This is a genomic window from Mesorhizobium carmichaelinearum, from assembly GCF_900199455.1.
GTDB classification, from domain to species: Bacteria; Pseudomonadota; Alphaproteobacteria; order Rhizobiales; family Rhizobiaceae; genus Mesorhizobium; species Mesorhizobium carmichaelinearum.
Map to the genome: position 1 here is coordinate 352,686 of NZ_FZQR01000004.1, position 18,745 is coordinate 371,430.

Annotated in this window: 17 protein-coding genes; 7 read left to right on the forward strand and 10 right to left on the reverse strand. The window is 62.9% G+C overall.

What is annotated here, in order from left to right; translation table 11 throughout:
* A complete protein-coding gene (locus tag CKW40_RS11565) occupies positions 1 to 1,068 on the forward strand; it encodes an ABC transporter ATP-binding protein (RefSeq protein WP_095200022.1) in 1,068 nt (355 codons plus the stop codon).
* 104 nt (positions 1,069 to 1,172) lie between these two features.
* On the opposite strand, the gene rpmG is transcribed toward CKW40_RS11565, so the two are convergent.
* From rpmG to CKW40_RS11605, 8 genes are all read right to left on the reverse strand, one after another.
* On the reverse strand, positions 1,173 to 1,340 hold the full coding sequence (rpmG, locus tag CKW40_RS11570; protein ID WP_006201775.1) for a 50S ribosomal protein L33: 168 nt from the start codon (positions 1,338 to 1,340) through the stop codon (positions 1,173 to 1,175).
* Positions 1,341 to 1,494: 154 nt separating this feature from the next.
* On the reverse strand, positions 1,495 to 1,953 hold the full coding sequence (locus CKW40_RS11575; protein WP_095200023.1) for a YqfO family protein: 459 nt from the start codon (positions 1,951 to 1,953) through the stop codon (positions 1,495 to 1,497).
* A 91-nt stretch (positions 1,954 to 2,044) separates the two neighbouring features.
* The gene (locus CKW40_RS11580; RefSeq protein WP_095200024.1) at positions 2,045 to 3,223 is read right to left on the reverse strand and encodes an MFS transporter; all 1,179 of its coding nucleotides are present in this window, start codon (positions 3,221 to 3,223) and stop codon (positions 2,045 to 2,047) included.
* Positions 3,224 to 3,300: 77 nt separating this feature from the next.
* Positions 3,301 to 4,041, reverse strand: coding sequence for an NUDIX hydrolase (locus CKW40_RS11585; RefSeq protein WP_095200025.1), 741 nt, complete (start codon positions 4,039 to 4,041; stop codon positions 3,301 to 3,303).
* Positions 4,042 to 4,113: 72 nt separating this feature from the next.
* Entirely contained in the window at positions 4,114 to 4,566 is a 453-nt protein-coding gene (locus tag CKW40_RS11590) for a DUF983 domain-containing protein (RefSeq protein ID WP_095200300.1), read from the reverse strand.
* Positions 4,566 to 6,872, reverse strand: a complete 2,307-nt coding sequence (gene rnr, locus CKW40_RS11595; RefSeq protein ID WP_095200026.1) for a ribonuclease R — start codon at positions 6,870 to 6,872, stop codon at positions 4,566 to 4,568. Before rnr ends, CKW40_RS11590 begins: the two co-directional genes overlap by 1 nt.
* 6 nt (positions 6,873 to 6,878) lie before the next feature.
* Positions 6,879 to 9,500 carry a type I DNA topoisomerase gene (gene topA, locus CKW40_RS11600; protein WP_095200027.1) on the reverse strand — a complete coding sequence of 874 codons (2,622 nt, stop codon included), beginning with the start codon at positions 9,498 to 9,500 and terminating at the stop codon, positions 6,879 to 6,881.
* Positions 9,501 to 9,871: 371 nt separating this feature from the next.
* Positions 9,872 to 10,249 (reverse strand): COG4315 family predicted lipoprotein, encoded by a 378-nt coding sequence (locus tag CKW40_RS11605; protein ID WP_095200028.1) that lies wholly within the window; start codon positions 10,247 to 10,249, stop codon positions 9,872 to 9,874.
* Positions 10,250 to 10,427: 178 nt separating this feature from the next.
* Here CKW40_RS11605 and CKW40_RS11610 point away from each other — a divergent pair, with 178 nt between their 5' ends.
* Complete coding sequence (locus CKW40_RS11610; protein ID WP_095200029.1) at positions 10,428 to 11,174, forward strand: cytochrome c biogenesis CcdA family protein; 747 nt, start codon at positions 10,428 to 10,430, stop codon at positions 11,172 to 11,174.
* Positions 11,175 to 11,334: 160 nt separating this feature from the next.
* On the forward strand, positions 11,335 to 12,711 hold the full coding sequence (gene glmU, locus CKW40_RS11615; protein WP_095200030.1) for a bifunctional UDP-N-acetylglucosamine diphosphorylase/glucosamine-1-phosphate N-acetyltransferase GlmU: 1,377 nt from the start codon (positions 11,335 to 11,337) through the stop codon (positions 12,709 to 12,711).
* 3 nt (positions 12,712 to 12,714) lie between these two features.
* Here the strand turns inward: glmU and CKW40_RS11620 are convergent, their stop codons facing one another.
* Entirely contained in the window at positions 12,715 to 13,089 is a 375-nt protein-coding gene (locus tag CKW40_RS11620; RefSeq protein ID WP_095200031.1) for an ADP-ribosylation/crystallin J1, read from the reverse strand.
* A gap of 208 nt (positions 13,090 to 13,297) precedes the next feature.
* On the opposite strand from CKW40_RS11620, the gene glmS reads away from it, so the two are divergent.
* From glmS to CKW40_RS11640, 4 genes are all read left to right on the forward strand, one after another.
* Positions 13,298 to 15,121, forward strand: coding sequence for a glutamine--fructose-6-phosphate transaminase (isomerizing) (glmS, locus tag CKW40_RS11625; RefSeq protein WP_095200032.1), 1,824 nt, complete (start codon positions 13,298 to 13,300; stop codon positions 15,119 to 15,121).
* 104 nt (positions 15,122 to 15,225) lie between these two features.
* Complete coding sequence (locus CKW40_RS11630; RefSeq protein WP_095200301.1) at positions 15,226 to 15,507, forward strand: type II toxin-antitoxin system RelE/ParE family toxin; 282 nt, start codon at positions 15,226 to 15,228, stop codon at positions 15,505 to 15,507.
* A gap of 36 nt (positions 15,508 to 15,543) precedes the next feature.
* Positions 15,544 to 15,843, forward strand: coding sequence for a HigA family addiction module antitoxin (locus tag CKW40_RS11635; protein WP_095200033.1), 300 nt, complete (start codon positions 15,544 to 15,546; stop codon positions 15,841 to 15,843).
* Between the two features lie 80 nt (positions 15,844 to 15,923).
* Complete coding sequence (locus tag CKW40_RS11640; protein ID WP_095200034.1) at positions 15,924 to 16,676, forward strand: DUF502 domain-containing protein; 753 nt, start codon at positions 15,924 to 15,926, stop codon at positions 16,674 to 16,676.
* Here CKW40_RS11640 and recG read toward each other — a convergent pair.
* Positions 16,628 to 18,736 (reverse strand): ATP-dependent DNA helicase RecG, encoded by a 2,109-nt coding sequence (recG, locus tag CKW40_RS11645; protein ID WP_095200035.1) that lies wholly within the window; start codon positions 18,734 to 18,736, stop codon positions 16,628 to 16,630. The two genes, CKW40_RS11640 and recG, sit on opposite strands and share 49 nt — an antisense overlap.
* Positions 18,737 to 18,745 lie beyond the last annotated feature (9 nt).

Consider the following 18,745-nt stretch of genomic DNA (forward strand, 5'->3'; position numbering starts at 1 on the left):
ATGGCTTCTGTTACGCTCGATAAGGTCCGCAAGGATTATGGCGCCGTCCGTGTCCTGCATGCGGTCGACCTTGAAATCGCCGATGGCGAATTCGTCGTCCTGGTCGGCCCGTCCGGCTGCGGCAAGTCCACGCTTTTGCGCATGATCGCGGGGCTGGAGGAAGCTTCCGGTGGCGAGATCCGGATTGGCGAGCGGCTGGTCAATGACGTCGCACCAAAGGACCGCGACATCGCCATGGTGTTCCAGTCCTACGCGCTCTATCCGCATATGGACGTGTCGAAGAACATGGGCTTCAGCCTGCTGTTGAAGAAGGCGGAGAAGACGACGATCGACGCCAGGGTTGACGGTGCGGCCAAGCGGCTGGGCCTGGACACCTACCTGCAACGCCTGCCGCGGCAGCTGTCCGGTGGTCAGCGCCAGCGCGTCGCCATGGGCCGCGCCATCGTGCGCGATCCCAAGGTTTTTCTGTTCGACGAGCCGCTGTCGAACCTCGACGCCAAGCTGCGTGTCCATATGCGCGCCGAGATCAAGGCGCTGCACCAGCAGTTGAAGACCACCTCGGTCTACGTCACCCACGACCAGATCGAGGCGATGACCATGGCCGACCGAATCGTCGTCATGCATGACGGGCTGATCCAGCAGGTCGGCGCGCCGCTCGATCTCTATGACCGGCCGGCCAACATGTTCGTCGCCGGCTTCATCGGCTCACCGGGCATGAACTTTTTGCCGGCGACGGTTCGCAAGGACGGGAAGTCGGATGCCGTGCTGGCCGATGGCCAGAAGCTGCGGCTGCCGGATGGCTTGCCGCTCAAGGACGGCGACGCGATCACCATCGGCCTGCGGCCCGAGCATATCAGGCTGGCCGATGACGGTGTGCTGGAGGGCGAGGTGGTGGTTGTGGAGCCGCTCGGGCTTTCAACGCAGTTCTACGTCAAACTGGCCAACCAGCAGCTCTGCGTCTTCGCCATGGGCCGCGCCGGCGTGAAGCCTGGCGATACGGTGCGGCTGGCGGCCGATCCGGCGTCGCTGCATCTGTTCGATCCGAAGAGCGGTGACCGCATCGGCTGAGGGAAATTCAGCACATGCCGGGGGGACCCAGCCAGCAGCCTCAGCCTTGCAAACAAAAACGCCGCCCGATGGGCGGCGTTTTGTTTGCAGAGGGAAAACCCAGATTACTTGATCTTGGTTTCCTTGAATTCGACGTGCTTCTTGGCGACCGGGTCGTACTTGCGGAACGACAGCTTGTCGGTCTTGGTACGGCTGTTCTTGCTGGTCACGTAGAAGAAACCGGTGTCGGCGGTCGACAGAAGCTTGATCTTGATGTTTGCGGCTTTGGCCATGATATCAGTCCGTTATGTTCGTGGGGTTTTGGCCGCTGGAGCACGGGAAAACACCCGGACGCGGGAAACTTGGCGCGACACATAAAGAACGTGCCCGGAAAGTCAAGCCCGGCGGACCCGATGTAGCCCGCCCGGGCTGTCCATTACGCATAAATCAGGCGGTTTCCGCCTCGGGCACCGCAACCTTCTTCCAGTCTCCGGTCGTGTTCCACCAGCGATTCGGATTGGCGCGGTCGTCGAGCCCCTTGGAGCGGCTGGCGAGGATCGGCTGGATGCGGATCACCGGCTCCTGATAGGAGTGCGCCTGGAAAATCGCTTCGACGACGCGGGCAGCCAACGCCTGGTCGTCGGGCAATTCGAAGGAAACCTCGACCGTGCCCGGGCGGCGGCGCAATTCGGCTTCGGCGCCGGCCGCAGCCCCTTCGAGCGGCCTGTAGCGCTCGATGCCGTGTGCCGACTGATAGGCGTTGCGGTCATACTTGCCCATGACCAGCGGGGCGATTGCAACCACCGCGTCCATGATGCGGTCGACATCCGCGGCCGGGGCCTGGAAGGTCACAAGCAGCAGGAGCGTCATTCGCAGGGATGTGGTTTCAAAGCCACTGTCGATCATGGGAGTGTCCTCAACGTCCGATGTTTGGGGACACTCTTTTACCCTGAGGCTCCTGACACGGTTCTGTCAGCAGCGGTCGCTTGTCAAAGGGTCAAAGGAGAATCTTGCGGACGAGCCTGACGCCAACCAGCGCCATGTAGGCGGCGAAGAACAGCCCGAGTGACCAGCCGAAGCCGGAAGGCCCGAAACTGTCCATGCCGATGCCGATGGCCTGTGGGCCAAGCACCATGCCGACGCCGTAACACAGCACGAAGGCTGCATTGGCCGACGCCAGTTCGTGGCCGGAGAGCTGCGAACCGAGATGGGCGAGGCCGATCGTGTACATGGCCGCGACGACACCGCCCCAGACGAATAGAAGCGCTGCCATCAAGTGCCAGTTCGCGGCAAAGAAGGGCATGAACAGCGTGCCGGCAAGGCCAACCGTGGCGCAGGCGAGCAGCAGATAGCGCCGGTCCGAAACGCGGTCGCTGATCATGCCGATCGGGATCTGCAGGAGCACATTGCCAAGGCCGATCATGGTCAGCAACAGTGCCGCGTCGGCTTCGGAATAGCCGATGCGGTTGCCATAGACGGGGAACAGCGCGAAGCCGCCGGTCTCGACCGCGCCGAACACCAGCACGGCAAAAGTCGCGGTCGGCACCAGCCAGATGTAGCGCAGGAAATTGCTGGTTTCGCCATCGGCTACAATGCTCGGGCTTTCGTTGCGCGCCGCCAACACCGGTATCGCGGCCAGCGTCACCAATCCAATGATGACGCCGAACGGCCTGAAACCTGAGCTGCCGAGATGCGCGAACAGCCACGGTCCGGCGGCAAAACCAAGCGACAGGACGGTGGCGTAGATGCCTAGGACAAGGCCGCGGCGATGTGGCGGTGCCGAGGTACTGATCCAGAATTCCGACAGGATGAACAGCACCGTCAACGCGATATGCAGCACGATGCGCAGCGGGAACCACATCCAGAAGTCAGGCGCGAAATGGAAGCCGACAAAGGCTAGCGCGCCGGTGGCGATCATCGCGATCATGGTCCAGGCGACGCCAAAGCGCATGGCGAGCGGCGTCGCCAGCGGCGCACCGGCAATCGAGGCCAGACCGGCGACGGCGGTGTTGAGGCCGATCATCGAAGCCGAGTGGCCGCGCGTTTCCAGGATGACGCTGAGCAGCGGCATGCCGAGGCCAATGGCGATGCCGACGACGCTGATCGACGAAATCGCCGCCACCATTGGCAGCCAGTGTACGCGTTCGTCGCCCTGTGGTTGGGTATCGACCGTCATGGGATGCTGAATACTCTGTCTCTTTGATCTTACGCAATTCCGGGCGGAAAACCGCGTCACACTTTCCTGGAATTGCTCTACAGAAGTTCGCGGGTGAAGCGGTTGCGGACAAGTCGGTAGAAGGGGACGGGGCCACCCGGACGCAGCAGTGGATCACCGGCAAGGCGCTTTTCCAGCTCGTCCAGGATCATTCGGGTGATGTCGGGTATATCGGCTTCCCGGGCCTTGGCAAGCGGCAGCCAGACCAGTTCCTCGAGTTCGTTGGTCGGGCCACCACCCGGCAGTTCGACGGCGACATCGCTGCGCCAGGCGCTGAAGAAACGGGTGTCGAAGCGGCGGACCCGGTTGGGCGGAGTGATGGCGCGCGCGATGAAGCGCAGCGTTTCGAGCGAAGGCCTTACGCCGTGTTCGACAAAACCTTGCCAGTCGCGCTTGTCGGTCGCGAAGGCGGCCTTCTGGCCGATCAGCAGACCGGCTTCCTCATAGGTCTCGCGGATTGCGGACAAGGCGACGGCGCGGGCTCGCGCGGCACTGGTGCGGCCGGGACCTGCAAGCAGCTTGGCTTCCTCGTCGCGATGCAATGCGGTGGCGGTCGCGATGCGGCTGTCGGCCGGATCGGTACGGCCACCGGGAAACACGAATTTTCCGGGCATGAAGGCGTGGCCGGCGTGGCGGCGGCCCATCAGCACCAGCACCTCATCGTCCTTGCGGTCGAGCAGGATCAGGGTCGCGGCATCACGCGGACGCAGGGGCCGGCCGCCATGTGCGGCAAGACCCTTGTCGAGCTTGTCGACATCCGCCTTGGTCATTGCTTCCATGCGCTGGACCTAGCGGAAACTTCTTGCAAACGAAAGTGGCCTTTCACGGTCGGTATATTGCGCCAGTAGCGCTTAGGCGCCGTGGTGAGACTCCGCCCCATCCTTTTCGCCACCGAATCCGTGCATATAGAACGCCCATTGCAGTCCGATGACGGCGCCTTTGACAGGCTGCAGCAGGGCAACCGACAAGACGATGGTCAAGGGCACCCAGATGAGGATGTGCTGCCAGGTGGACAAGGTCGACGTCGCTTCGACGCCCATGAAGGCACCGAGAACGATGTGGCCGACGATGACGATGACCAGATAGGCCGGCAGGTCGTCGGCGCGATGGTGATGGATCTCCTCGCCACAGACGCTGCAGGTCTCGACAGTCTTGGTGAAGCCGCGGAACAGCTTGCCTTCGCCGCAGTTCGGGCAGCGGCCCAACAGGCCGCGCTTCATCGCCGTCCACAAGGGGCGGGCAACCCGGCCCGTGTGATGTTCGCCGCCGAAAACCTGTTCTTGTATCCCTAATTCTTTTGGCATCATCGTCTCCTGCCGCGCGAACCAGGTCGCGATTGCGACGCACGGGCGCGGCCCTTGGCCTTGTGAAACGACTTACTGGAGCCTGGCAGGGGCTTCGGGTCGGTCAACATCTCGAAGCGCATCGCGCCGGCCATTGGTGCCACCTCGACGAGCCGAACCTCGACATGGTCCGCGAGCTGGTAGCCTTTGCCCGAGCGTTCTCCGAACAGGGAGCGAGCCGTTTCGTCGTATATATAGTAATCGCCGCCCAGAGTTGACACAGGGATGAAGCCATCAGCGCCATATTGCGGCAATTGGACAAATAGTCCTGATTTGGTGACGCCGGAGATGCGGGCGTCGAAGCGGTCGTCGATGCGCTCGGCGAGATAGGCTGATATAAGCCGGTCGACCGTATCGCGCTCGGCCGCCATGGCACGCCGTTCCGTGCCGGAGATCAGTATCGCAACGTCTTCGAGCCGAGCTGCTTCGTCCTGCGTCAGTCCCCCCGGGCCGAGGCCAAGTGCGGCAATAAGCCCGCGATGCACGATCAGGTCGGCGTAACGCCGGATCGGCGAGGTAAAATGGGCGTAGCGCCTGAGGTTGAGGCCGAAATGGCCGATATTCCCAGGCGAATATTCGGCCTGGCTCTGCGAGCGCAGCACCACCTCGTTGACCAGCGCCTCATTGTCGGCGCCGCGCACGCGCTCCAGAATGCCGTTGAACTGGCTGGGCCGCATCTGCGCGCCGCGCGCCAGCGACAGGCCGAGCGTCTGTAGGAATTCGCGCAGCGATTCCTGCTTGGCGAGCGACGGCGCATCGTGGACGCGGTAGACCAGCGCCTGCTTCTTTGCCTCCAGCGTCTCGGCGGCGGCAACATTGGCCTGGATCATGAATTCTTCGATGAGCTTGTGGGCGTCGAGCCGGTCCGGCACCATGACGCGATCGACCGTGCCGTCCGGCTTGAGCAGGATCTTGCGCTCCGGCAGGTCGAGTTCGAGTGGCTGGCGGCCGTCGCGGCCGCGCTTGAGGATCGCATAGGCGTCCCAGAGCGGTTTCAGCACAGTGTCGAGGATCGGGCCGGTCTTGTCGTCGGGCACACCGTCGATCGCCGCCTGCGCCTGCGGGTAGGCGAGCTTCGCAGCGGATTTCATCATCACGCGATGGAAGGAGTGCCGGATCTTGTGGCCATCGGCGGAGAAGGTCATGCGCACGGCCAGCGCCGGGCGATCCTGGCCCTCACGCAGCGAACAGAGATCGTTGGAGATGCGCTCGGGCAGCATCGGCACGACGCGGTCCGGGAAATAGACCGAATTGCCGCGCTTCAAGGCTTCGCGGTCGAGGGCCGTGCCGTAGCGGACATAGGCGGCGACATCGGCGATGGCGACGGTGGCGATCACACCGCCGGGGTTTTTCTCGTCCAGATCGGGCGTGGCGAAGACGGCGTCGTCATGGTCCTTGGCGTCGGCCGGATCGATGGTGACCAGCGGCAGGTCGCGCCAGTCCTCGCGGTGATCAAGCGTTGCCGGCTTGACGGTCTCGGATTCGGCGATGACGTCGGCCGGGAAAATGTGCGGGATGTCGTGGGCGTGGATGGCGATCATCGAGACCGCCTTTTCGCTGGTCAGCGAACCCAGCACGTTGAGCACCTTGGCGCGCGGCAGCCCATAGCGCGAGGCGCGCGCGGGCTCGACCTCGACCAAGTCGCCATTCTCAGCGCCGTTCTGGAATTCCTTGTCGACGATCAGTTCGGGTTGGCGGCGTTCCACCGGCTCGATGCGGAATGTGCCGTCCTTCAGCACGCGGAAGACGCCGAGAACGGCATCGGTGCGCTTCTCGAAGATCTTCATCACCCGGCCGGTATAGGCGGGGCCGGACGGATCATCGGTCGGAAAGGTCTTGGCCAGCACGCGGTCGCCGATGCCCGGTGCCGATCCGTTGCCGCTGCGTGACACGCGGATCGAGACGACGGGTGGCTCGCCCGTGCCCACGGACTCGGCCGGATGCGCCAGCAGGACACCGTCGCCGTCGCGGCCAAAAATGTCGAGCACAGCGACATGGGGCAGGGCGCCGACGCGGGCCAGCCGCTTGCGCTCCTTGGTCAGCACGCCTTCGTCCTGCAGGTCGCGCAGAATGTCCTTCAGCCAGATGCGGTCATCGCCGCGCAGCGCGAAGGCCTTGGCGATGTCGCGCTTTCCGGCGCGATCGGGATTTTCGGCGATATAGCGCAGGATTTCGTCGCGCGAGGGCCTGTAGTCGTCCTTGACCTTGGCTCTCGTGTCGGCGGTGCGCGGATCGCCGTGGCTTCGTCCGGTGATCCTGCGCGCCACGCCGTCCTACCCTTTTTTCTTCGCGGCCGGCTTTTTGGCCGCTGTTTTCTTGGCTGCCGGCGCTTTGGCCGCTGCCGCCTTGCGGAACGGCTTCTTGCCGCCGCCGCCCTTGGCTTCCTTCTCGGCAATCAGCGCCAACGCATCCTCGATGGTTACCGATTGCGGATCCTTGCCCTTGGGCAGCGTGGCGTTGACCTTGCCGAAATTGACGTAAGGCCCGTATTTGCCGTCGCGCACGACGATCTTGCCGCCGCCATCGGGATGGTCGCCAAGTTCCTTGAGCGCAGCCGCCGTGCCACCGTTGCGGCCACCCTTGGCCTTGGACTGCTTCTCGGCAATCACCGTGACAGCTCGGTTGAGGCCGATCGAGAACACATCCTCGATGCTGTCGAGATTGGCGTAGGTGCCGTCGTGCAGCACGAACGGGCCGTAGCGGCCGAGCCCGGCCGAGATCATCTTGGCCGTTTCAGGATGTTTGCCGATATCACGCGGCAGCGCCAGCAGGGCGAGTGCCTTCTCATGGTCGATGGATTCAGGCGTCCAGCCCTTGGGCAGGCTCGAGCGCTTGGCTTCCTTGCCGTCGCCGCGCTGGAGGTAGGGGCCGAAGCGGCCTGAGCGCAGCGTGATTTCCTCGGCCGTATAAGGGTCCTTGCCGAGCACCTTGGTGCCCTCCTCGCCACCGCCATTCTCGCCATTCGGATTGGCGGCGTCACCGAGCTGGCGGGTGAAGGAGCATTCCGGATAGTTCGAGCAGCCGACGAAGGCGCCGAACTTGCCGAGCTTCAGCGACAGATTGCCGGTGCCACATTTCGGGCAGATGCGCGGGTTGGAGCCGTCTTCCCGCGTCGGGAAAACCAGCGGCGCCAGTTCTTCGTTCAGCGCATCGAGGACGTCGGTGACGCGCAGTTCCTTGATGTCGGCGACCGCGCCCGAAAAATCCTTCCAGAAATCGCGCAGCACGTCCTTCCAGGCGAGCTTGCCGTCGGAGATCTCGTCGAGCTTTTCCTCGAGCGATGCGGTGAAGTCATATTCGACATAGCGCTCGAAGAAGCTTTCCAGGAAGGCCGACAACAGGCGGCCCTTGGCTTGCGGCACCAGCCGGCGCTTGTCGATCGTGACATAGTCGCGATCCTCGAGTGTCTTCAGGATCGCCGTATAGGTCGACGGGCGGCCGATGCCGAGCTCTTCCAGCTTCTTGATCAGCGTCGCCTCGGAATAGCGCGGCGGCGGCTCGGTCGTGTGCTGGGTGGCGTTGATCGCCTGGCGGGCAAGCTGTTCGCCGGCGCGGATTTCGGGCAGGCGACGGTTTTCCTCGTCTTCCGCGTCGTCGTCCTTCTGATCGGTGTAGGCGGCGATGAAGCCGTCGAAGCGAACGACCGAACCGACGGCGCGAAGCTCGGCGGTGCGGGCGCCGTTCACCGCCTCGATCTCGACGGTGGTGCGCTCGATCTCGGCCGGCTGCATCTGGCTGGCGATGGCGCGCTTCCAGATCAGCTCATAAAGCCGCATCTGGTCGGAATCGAGGTATTGCCGCACCGATGCCGGGGTGCGCATGAAATCCGTCGGGCGGATGGCCTCGTGCGCTTCCTGGGCGTTCTTGGCCTTGGCGGTGTACTGGCGCGGCTTTTCCGGCAGATATTTCGGGCCGAATTCCTTGGCGATGGCGTCGCGGGCACCCGAGATCGCCTCGGGCGCCATCTGCACGCCGTCGGTTCGCATATAGGTGATCAGGCCGGTGGTCTCGCCACCGATCTCCATGCCTTCATACAACCGCTGCGCCACCTGCATGGTGCGGGTGGCCGAAAAACCGAGACCCGATGAGGCGGCCTGCTGCAGTGTCGAGGTGGTGAAGGGCGGGCCGGGATTGCGCTTGGTGGGCTTGGCTTCGACGGATAGCGCCTTGAAGGTCGCGCCCTCGAGCATCGCCTTGATGTCGTCGGCCTGCGCCTTGTTGGCAATATCGAGCTTTTGCAGCTTCTTGCGCTCGAAGGCGGTCAGCCGCGCTTCGAACGTCTCGTTGCGCGGCGTGCCGAGGATGGCGGCGATCTGCCAATATTCCTCGCGGATGAAGCGTTCGATCTCGGATTCGCGGTCGCAGACCAGGCGCAGCGCCACGGACTGGACGCGGCCGGCCGAGCGGGCGCCGGGCAATTTGCGCCACAGCACCGGCGACAGCGTGAAGCCGACGAGATAGTCGAGTGCACGGCGGGCAAGGTAGGCATCGACCAGCGGCGCATCGATCTGGCGTGGATTGGCCATCGCTTCCAGCACCGACGACTTGGTGATGGCGTTGAAGACGACGCGGCTGACGGTCTTGTCCTTCAATGCGCGCTTCTGCTTCAGCACTTCCAGCACGTGCCAGGAGATGGCTTCGCCTTCGCGATCCGGGTCGGTGGCGAGGATCAGGCCGTCGGCATCCTTGACCGCCTTGGCGATGTCGGCGAGGCGCTTGCCCGAGGCGGTGTCGACCGCCCAGGACATGGCAAAATCCTCATCCGGACGCACCGAGCCGTCCTTGGCCGGCAAGTCGCGGACATGGCCGAACGAGGCCAGAACCTTGTAGTTCCTGCCGAGGTATTTGTTGATTGTCTTCGCCTTGGCCGGCGATTCGACGACGACGACGTCCATGAGGTCTCATATCAGCTGTGGTGCGGCAGAAGAATTCCGCTGCGCGCGACGAAATCTCGTTCTATTTGTCGCTCACATGGCCGCGCTTTTGCATCCGGTCAAGGGGAAGCGCCCAAATTGCGGAGCTGTCCGCAGCAATACACTCTTAGAGTGTATGGAGAAAATCACAGATTTTGGCTTGGAGAGATGGCGGTCTCGAGTCGGCTGCAATGGCTCGGTTTCATGTTTGCATCGAGTCGAGGAAGAATTCGCCGCAATGCCGCACCGAGGCGTGGGCGATACGGTTCACAAACAAGCTGGCCGCCGGATCGAGGAAGGATGTCCGGCGACCAGTCCATATCCCGCCAGCGAGCGGGATATGGCATGAGGGTTCAGTCGGCTTTGGCGGTATGCCAGACGCCGGCGACGCCATCACCGCTCACATCTCCGGCTTTCTTGTCCTTGATGAAGGTGTAAAGCGGCTTTCCGTCATAGGCCCACATCTTGGTGCCGTCGGTACGGTCGACGATTGTCCAGCCTTCGGAAGTCTTCGCGCCGGCCTCGGCCTTCAGCGGTAGCCAGTTGGCGGCGCATTTGTCGTAGCAGTTCGACTTGCCCTTCTCGTCCTTGTCGTAGGTGTAAAGCGTCATGCCCTTGGCATCGGTGTAGATCTTGGTGCCTCCGACATCGGCTTCCTTCCACGCTTCGGCGGCGAAGGATGCCGCGGTGCTGAGCAGAAGTGCTGCCAGCCCTATTGTTATGGTTCTCATGGAAATCTCCCTGGCTGATATTTGGAGACGCGCGGGAAATCGCGGCCTCTTTATATCAACGTCTCATGCAGGCGCTTTCGTCCCGATCTACGCATGCGGCGATGACTTTCCACACAATGGTGATTGGCAGACATGCCTAGGCGTCGCTATATCCGGCCGAAGCAGTTGGAGTTTTGGAATGGCATTGGACATCGGCTATGTCAGCGCGGTCGGGGCGGGAGCCATCTCGTTCCTGTCGCCTTGCGTGCTGCCGCTGGTGCCGCCCTATCTCTGCTATATGGCCGGGGTCTCCGTTGACGATTTTCGCGGCAATGCGGGCGTGACGGCCCGCGAAGGGACGCGCGGCGCGCTGCTTTATTCCTCGATCGCCTTCGTGCTCGGCTTCTCGACCGTGTTCGTCGCGTTAGGCGCCGGCGCGTCGACCATCGGCCGGCTGCTGCGCGTCTGGCAGGAGCAACTGGCGATGGGTGCCGGCGTGCTTATCATCCTGATGGGGCTGAATTTCCTCGGCATCCTGCGCATTCCGCTATTGTCGCGCGAGGCGCGCTTCCAGTCGCAGGGCAAGCCGGCCAGTGCCGTCGCCGCCTATGTCATGGGACTAGCCTTCGCCTTTGGCTGGACGCCTTGCATCGGTCCGGTGCTGGGACCGATCCTGACGCTGGCCGGCGGCCGCGAAACCGTGGGCGAGGGCGCGCTGCTACTCGCCGCCTATTCGCTCGGCCTTGGCATCCCGTTTCTGATCGCTGCGCTGTTTTCCGGCGCCTTCATGCGCTTCCTCGGCAAATTCCGCGTCCATCTCGGCCGCGTCGAAAAGGCCATCGGTGCGCTTCTGGTCGTCGCCGGCGTATTTTTCCTCACCGGCGGCGTGCAGACGGTGTCTTACTGGCTGCTGGAGAATTTCCCGGTGCTGGGGCGGCTGGGGTAACGCTGCCACTGCGGCATTTGCTCTAAAACATCGGACAGTGGACCTACTGATTAAAAGTCAGTTGCTCGACCATCTCACCGGATTTTAACCGCATTGGTGCAGCATGGCGCCACTGCTATCCTGTCTTGATTCCCAACCCTTTTCCCATGGTTGTTCGCCTATGAGCCAGAGATCCTGCCTGTCCGTCATCCTCGCCGCCGGCGAAGGCACGCGCATGAAGAGCGTGCTGCCGAAGGTGCTGCATCAGATCGCCGGGCTGCCGATGGTCGCTCATGTGGCGAAGGCCGCAGAAGCCGCCGGTGCCAGCAGCGAGGCGATCGTCATCGGTCATGGCGCGGAAGAGATGCGCAAGGCGGTGGCGAAGTTCGCACCGAAGGCCGAGACTTTCGTGCAGGAAAAGCGCCTAGGTACGGCGCACGCCGTTCTTGCTGCTCGCGAAGCGATATCAAGGGGTTATGACGATATCCTGGTGATGTTCGGCGACACGCCGCTGATCGATGCGGAGGCGCTGACCGTGGCGCGGTCGAAACTCGCCGAAGGTGCGGCTGTCGTGGTGATCGGCTTCCGTCCGCCTCTTCCAAACGGCTATGGCCGGCTGGTCGAAAAGGGCGGCAAGCTGATTGCCATCCGCGAGGAAAAGGACTGCTCCGAGGCGGAGAAGAAGATCGGCTTCTGCAATGCCGGCATGATGGCGGTGGCCGGCGCCCACGCGCTGAAGCTGCTCGACGCGGTCGGCAACAAGAATGCCAAGGGAGAGTATTATCTGACCGACATCGTCGAGATCGCCGGCGCGCAAGGTCTCGATGTCGTCGCCACCGAGGCCAGTTTCGAGAATGCGCTCGGCATCAATAACCGCGCTGAACTGGCGCAGGCCGAAGGCATCTGGCAGGCGCGTCGGCGCCAGGAGGCGATGCTGTCGGGCGTGACATTGATCGCGCCGGAGACCGTGTATTTCTCGTACGACACCGAGATCGGCGCCGACACGATTGTCGAGCCGAATGTCTGGTTCGGTCCGGGCGTGAAGATCGCTGGCGGTGCCAAGATCCATGCCTTCAGCCATATCGAAGGGGCAACCATTGCCGCCAACTGCGATGTCGGGCCGTTCGCGCGGTTGCGGCCGGGCGCCGATCTCCGGGACAAAGCAAAAGTCGGCAATTTCTGCGAGGTCAAGCAGGCTGTTATCGAGAAAGGCGCCAAGGTCAACCATCTGACCTATATCGGCGATGCCCGGGTCGGCGCGGGCGCCAATATCGGCGCCGGCACCATCACCTGCAACTATGACGGCTATTCGAAATTCTTCACCGACATCGGCGAGGGCGCCTTTGTCGGCTCGAATTCCTCGCTGGTGGCCCCGGTCACGATCGGCAAGGGCGGCTACATCGCGTCCGGCAGCGTGATCACCGAAAGCGTGCCTGACGATGCGCTGGCCTTCGGCCGCGCCCGCCAAAAGACCATCCCCGGCAAGGGCAAGGAATTGCGCGAGCGCTTTGCCTCGGCCGCGGCGGCGAAGAAGAACGCCGCCGGCGCGGATCACTGACGGTCAGCCGGCCGGCGCCGTATCCCGACCGAAAGAGGCGGTCACCTCGATCCTGCCGACGATGGCCTTGTTGAAGTCATCGAGGTTCTCGGCAGGGATCCAGTATTCCAGATGCGCCTTGCTGCCGGCATGCTCGATCCGGTAGCGGTCGAGAAAGCTTTTCAGCACGGCAAACCGGGTCACGAAACCCGCGCCGCTGGCCGGCACATTCCAGTCGCGCGCGATTTGCACGGCATAGGCTTCGGACAGAACCGGATAGAAGATCGGCTGTTCGGGCAAGCGCGGCGGAAACGCCCCCATGTCAGACGCCTCGATCAGTTTCAATTCCTGAGGTCCGACAGGACGCCAGAGTGTAATGGTGGGCTGGGCTTCATTCATGGCCGAAGCTTAGCCAAAATATTGCCGGAACGAAAACCGGATCGCTGAAAACCGAACAATTGCAGTAACCGGATTGCAAGAGCGGTCTGACATGGTGCATGCCTCTGCAAGCGTCCGTTACAGCGGACGAAATGCAATGTGACTTTCACGGCAGGCCGGCCATCCCTAAATAGCGCTGGTTTTCCATGGAGAATCGGGGACTGTCTGCATGTGCGGTATCGTTGGAATCGTCGGCCACTCGCAGGTTGCACCGCTCATCGTCGACGCACTGAAGCGGCTCGAATATCGCGGCTATGACTCGGCCGGCGTTGCCACCATCGAAAAGGGTCAACTCGCCCGCCGGCGCGCCGAAGGCAAGCTGATCAACCTCGAACGCCGTCTCAAGGAGGAGCCGCTCGAGGGAACGATCGGCATCGGCCACACACGCTGGGCCACCCATGGCGTGCCCAACGAGACCAATGCGCATCCGCATTTTTCCGACGGTGTCGCCATCGTCCACAACGGCATCATCGAGAATTTTGCCGAGCTGCGCGACGAACTGGTCCGCGACGGCTACTCCTTCTCGTCGCAGACCGACACCGAGGTCGTCGCGCATCTGGTGGCGCGCGAACTGGCCAAGGGGCTGAAGCCGGTCGAGGCGGCGCACAAGGCGCTGAAGCGGCTCGAAGGCGCTTTTGCGCTGGCCATCATGTTCAAGGGCGACGAGGACCTGATCGTCGGCGCCCGCAACGGCCCGCCGCTGGCCGTCGGCCATGGCGATGGCGAGATGTTCTTGGGCTCCGACGCCATTGCGCTGGCGCCATTCACCAATTCCATCACCTATCTCGAAGACGGCGACTGGGCGGTGGTGCGCCGCAACGGCGTCGCCATCTTCGACATCGACGGCAAAAAGGTCGAGCGCAAGCGCCAGCAGTCGCTGTCGACCTCCTTCATGGTCGACAAGGGCAACCGGCGCCATTTCATGGAGAAGGAAATCCATGAACAGCCCGAAGTGATCTCGCACACGCTGGCGCATTATGTGGATTTCGTCTCGGGCGTCTCGAAGCCGCTCGATCTGCCTTTCGACTTCGCCAAGATCGGCCGGCTGGCGATCTCGGCCTGCGGCACCGCCTATCTCGCCGGCCTGATCGGCAAATACTGGTTCGAACGCTATGCACGGCTGCCGGTCGATATCGATGTCGCCTCGGAATTCCGCTACCGCGAGATGCCGCTGTCGGCCAACGATGCCGCTTTCTTCATCTCGCAATCGGGCGAGACCGCCGACACGCTGGCTTCGCTGCGTTACTGCCGCAAGGCCGGCATGAAGATCGGCGCCGTCGTCAATGTACGGGAATCGACCATGGCGCGCGAATCCGACGTCGTGCTGCCGACGCTTGCCGGTCCGGAGATCGGCGTCGCCTCGACCAAGGCTTTTACCTGCCAGCTCTCGGTGCTGGCGTCGCTCGCCGTGCGAGCGGGTGTGGCGCGCGGCACGATCTCCAAAGATGAGGAAAAGACCCTGGTGCGCGCGCTTTCGGAAGCGCCGCGCTATGCCAACCAGGTGCTCAAGCTCGAAGAGCAGATCGAGCGCATCGCACGCGAACTGTCACGCTATAAGGACGTGCTCTATCTGGGCCGCGACACCAATTTCCCGCTGGCCATGGAAGGCGCGCTGAAACTCAAGGAAATCTCCTACATCCACGCCGAAGGCTATGCTGCAGGCGAATTGAAGCACGGGCCGATCGCGCTGATCGACGAGAACATGCCGGTCATTGTCATTGCGCCGCATGACCGCATTTTCGAGAAGACCGTGTCGAACATGCAGGAAGTGGCGGCGCGCGGCGGCAAGATCATCCTGATCACCGACAGCAAGGGAGCGGCACACTCAAGCGTGAAGACGATGGAGACGATCATCCTGCCGGATGTGCCGGAAATCATCTCGCCGATCATCTACGCACTGCCGATCCAGATGCTGGCCTATTTCGCCGCCGTATTCATGGGCACCGATGTCGACCAGCCGCGCAATCTGGCGAAATCGGTGACGGTGGAGTAGGGGCACGCTCTCGGCATTCGGTCGATGAAGTAAGTATCAATCAATGATACATTGTCTTGCGCGCGACTTTGTATCAATGTATGATACAAAGTGAGGGCGCGTGGTTGATCGTTTCGTTCAAAGGCAAGGCGGTGGAAGCCGTTGCTGAGGGCAAGGCGCCGAAAGGCTTTCCGCCAGATTTGGTTGCCCGAGGCGAACGTCGGCTTCGTGCAATCGAAAATGCCGTGCAACTGAATGACCTTCGCTCACCGCCAGGAAACCACCTTGAAGCCCTGAAAGGCAGCCGAGCTGGGCAGCATTCAATTCGCATCAACGACCAATGGCGCATTTGCTTTAGATGGACAACCGCTGGCGCCGAAGACGTGGAGATCGTTGACTACCACTGAACGGGCTCTTGCCCTGACCCTTGAGGATCCTGAACTATGCTCAAGTTCACACGTCCAATTCACCCTGGAGAATTTCTGCGCGAAGAGTATCTCGTTCCGCTTGGCATGAGCGCTGGCTCGCTCGCAAAAAAACTCAATCTTCCGCGCACACGGATCGAGCGTATTGCCAAGGAGGAGATCGGTTTGACCCCCGATACGGCTCTTCGCCTTGCCCGGTTTTTCAATACCACGCCTCAGTTCTGGATGAATTTTCAGCAAGCTTATGAGCTTGAGACCGAGGCGAGGAAACTGGCCCCGGAACTCGAGAAGATCGAACCGCTGGACGCGGCGGCATAATCGGCTCTTTAAAAACTTCGCAGTTCCAAACGGCCTTCCGGTTCACTAATGTTGCGCTGCAACCCGCGCCCCGGTGAACCATGTCCGATGCTCCCAAGACCTCCGGCATGACCCGGCTGAGGAACTATTTCCTCACGGGCTTCGTCGTCTGCGCGCCGCTGGCGATCACCGCCTATATCGCCTGGTCGTTCATCGGCTGGGTCGATTCCTGGGTAAAGCCCTATATTCCGGCGCGCTACAGCCCCGACACCTATCTGCCGTTTCCGGTCCCGGGGTTCGGGCTGATCGTCGCGCTGATCCTGATCACGCTGATCGGTTTTCTCACCGCCAACATTGTCGGCCGCGCCATTGTCGGTTTCGGCGAGCGTCTGCTTGGCCGCATGCCGCTGGTGCGCGGCATCTATGGTTCGCTGAAGCAGATCTTCGAGACCGTGCTGTCGAACAAGGGCGACATGTTCCGCCAGGTCGGACTGGTCGAATATCCGCGCAAGGGCGTGTGGTCGCTGGTGTTCGTCGCCAGCGAGAAGGAAACCGAGATCAATGAGAAGCTCGACCAGGAAGGCGATCCGCTGATTGCGGTGTTCATGCCTTGCACGCCAAACCCGACGACCGGGTTCCTGATGTATGTGCTGAAGTCGGACATCGTGCTGCTCGACATGACGATCGAGGACGGCGCCAAGCTGATCGTCTCTGCCGGGCTGGTGGCGCCCGAAGTGAAGAGCAAGATGATGACGCTGAATGGCGAGCCGATCAACGGAACGGTGGCCAATCCACCGCTAGGGCCTCATCCAGCGCGCAAGAGCCGCACGGCCTCGTCGCGGCCGAACAAATAGAGCAGCAGGCGCAGCGCTTCGCCGCGGTCGGATTGCAGTTCCGGGTCGCGTGACAGGATCAGCCTGGCATCGTCGCGGGCTACCTCCAGCAGGTCGGCATGCGCCTCGATGCGCGCCACCTGGAAACCTGGCGTGCCCGACTGGCGGGTCCCCAGCAACTCGCCTTCGCCACGCAGTTTGAGATCCTCCTCGGCGATCAGGAAACCGTCCTCGGTCTCGCGCATTACCGAAAGCCGGCGTTTTGCGGTCTCGCCGAGCGGATCCTTGTAGAGCAGCACGCAGGAGGATGGCTTGTCGCCACGCCCCACGCGCCCGCGCAGCTGGTGTAACTGGGCGAGGCCAAAGCGCTCGGCATGCTCGATGACCATGACGGTGGCGTCGGGAACATCGACACCGACCTCGATGACCGTGGTGGCGATCAGGATGCGGGTCTCGCCCTCCTTGAAGGCGCGCATCGCCTCGTCCTTCTCGGCGCCTTTCATGCGGCCGTGGACAAGGCCGATGCGGTCGCCGAACAGCGGCTTCAGCGAGGCGAAACGGTCCTCGGCCGACATCAGCTTGATCTCTTCGGATTCTTCCACCAGCGGACAGATCCAGTAGATCTTCTGGCCGCCGGCGACGGCGTCCTCCATGCGGCCAACCAGTTCGTCGAGCCGTTCCAGCGGCAGCGTGACGGTGCGGATCGGCTGGCGGCCGGCCGGCTTTTCTGTCAGCTTGGAGACATCCATGTCACCGAAAGCGGTCAGCACCAGCGTGCGCGGGATCGGTGTGGCCGTCATCACCAGCATATCCGGCGCATCGCCCTTGGCGGTGATGGCAAGCCGCTGATGGACGCCGAAACGATGCTGCTCGTCGATGACGGCCAGCACCAGATCGTGGAAGGTGACCGTTTCCTGGAACAGCGCGTGGGTGCCGACGACGATGTCGATCTCGCCGCTCGCCAGACCGGCCAGCGTTTCGCTGCGTTCGCGGCCCTTCTCGCGGCCGGTGAGGATGGCGATGCGCAGCCCGACCTTGGCGGCGAGCGGCGCGATGGTCGCCAGATGCTGGCGCGCCAGGATTTCGGTCGGCGCCATCAAGGCCGCTTGGCCGCCGGCTTCGACGGCGCGCGCCATGGCGAGCAGGGCCACCACCGTCTTGCCTGAGCCGACATCGCCCTGCAGCAGCCGCAGCATGCGCTCGGGGTCGGCGAGGTCGGCATTGATTTCGGCCAGCGCGAATTCCTGGCTTGATGTCAGCGAATAGGGAAGGGCGGCGCGCAGTTTCTCGACGATGCGGCCGTCGCCGACCAGGGGACGGCCGGACAGGCGGCGGATCTTTGACCGGACCAGCGCCAGCGACACCTGGCCGGCCAGCAACTCGTCATAGGCAAGACGCCGCCAGGCAGCGCCGTCGATGGACACATCGATCGGGTCGGCCGGATTGTGGATGCGGGTGAGCGCGTCGGCAAAGGTCGGAAAAGTGTGCCGGCGCATGAAGGCGCCGTCCTGCCACTCCGGCAATTCGGGCAGGCGTGCCAGCGCCTGGCCGATCGCGCGGCGCAGCACCTTGCCCGACAGCCCGGCGGTGAGCGGATAGACAGGCTCGACCAGCGGCAGGTTTTCCGCCTCGCTGGCCAGCGCGATATGGTCGGGGTGGACCATGGTCGGACGGCCGTTGAACCATTCCATGCGGCCCGAGACCACGACATGCTCGCCAACAGGCATTGCCTTTTCGAGATAGGCGGCGTGCGCATGGAAAAAGGTCAGGCCGATTTCGCCGGTTTCATCATGGGCATAGACCCTGTAGGGCACCGACTTGTTGCCGCGCAGCGGCGGCTGGTGACGGTCGATACGCACGTCGAGCGTGACGATCTGGCCTTCCGCGGAACCCGCAATGCCTGGCCGGCTGCGGCGGTCTATGACGGTATGCGGCAGCACGAACAGAAGGTCGCCCGCGCGGGCCGCGCGATCACCAAGATCAGCCGTGACAACCTTCTCGATCAACGCGCCAACCTTCGGCCCGACGCCGGCAAGCGAAGTGATCGGAACAAACAAGGGATCAAGGATGGAAGGACGCATGATGTCAGC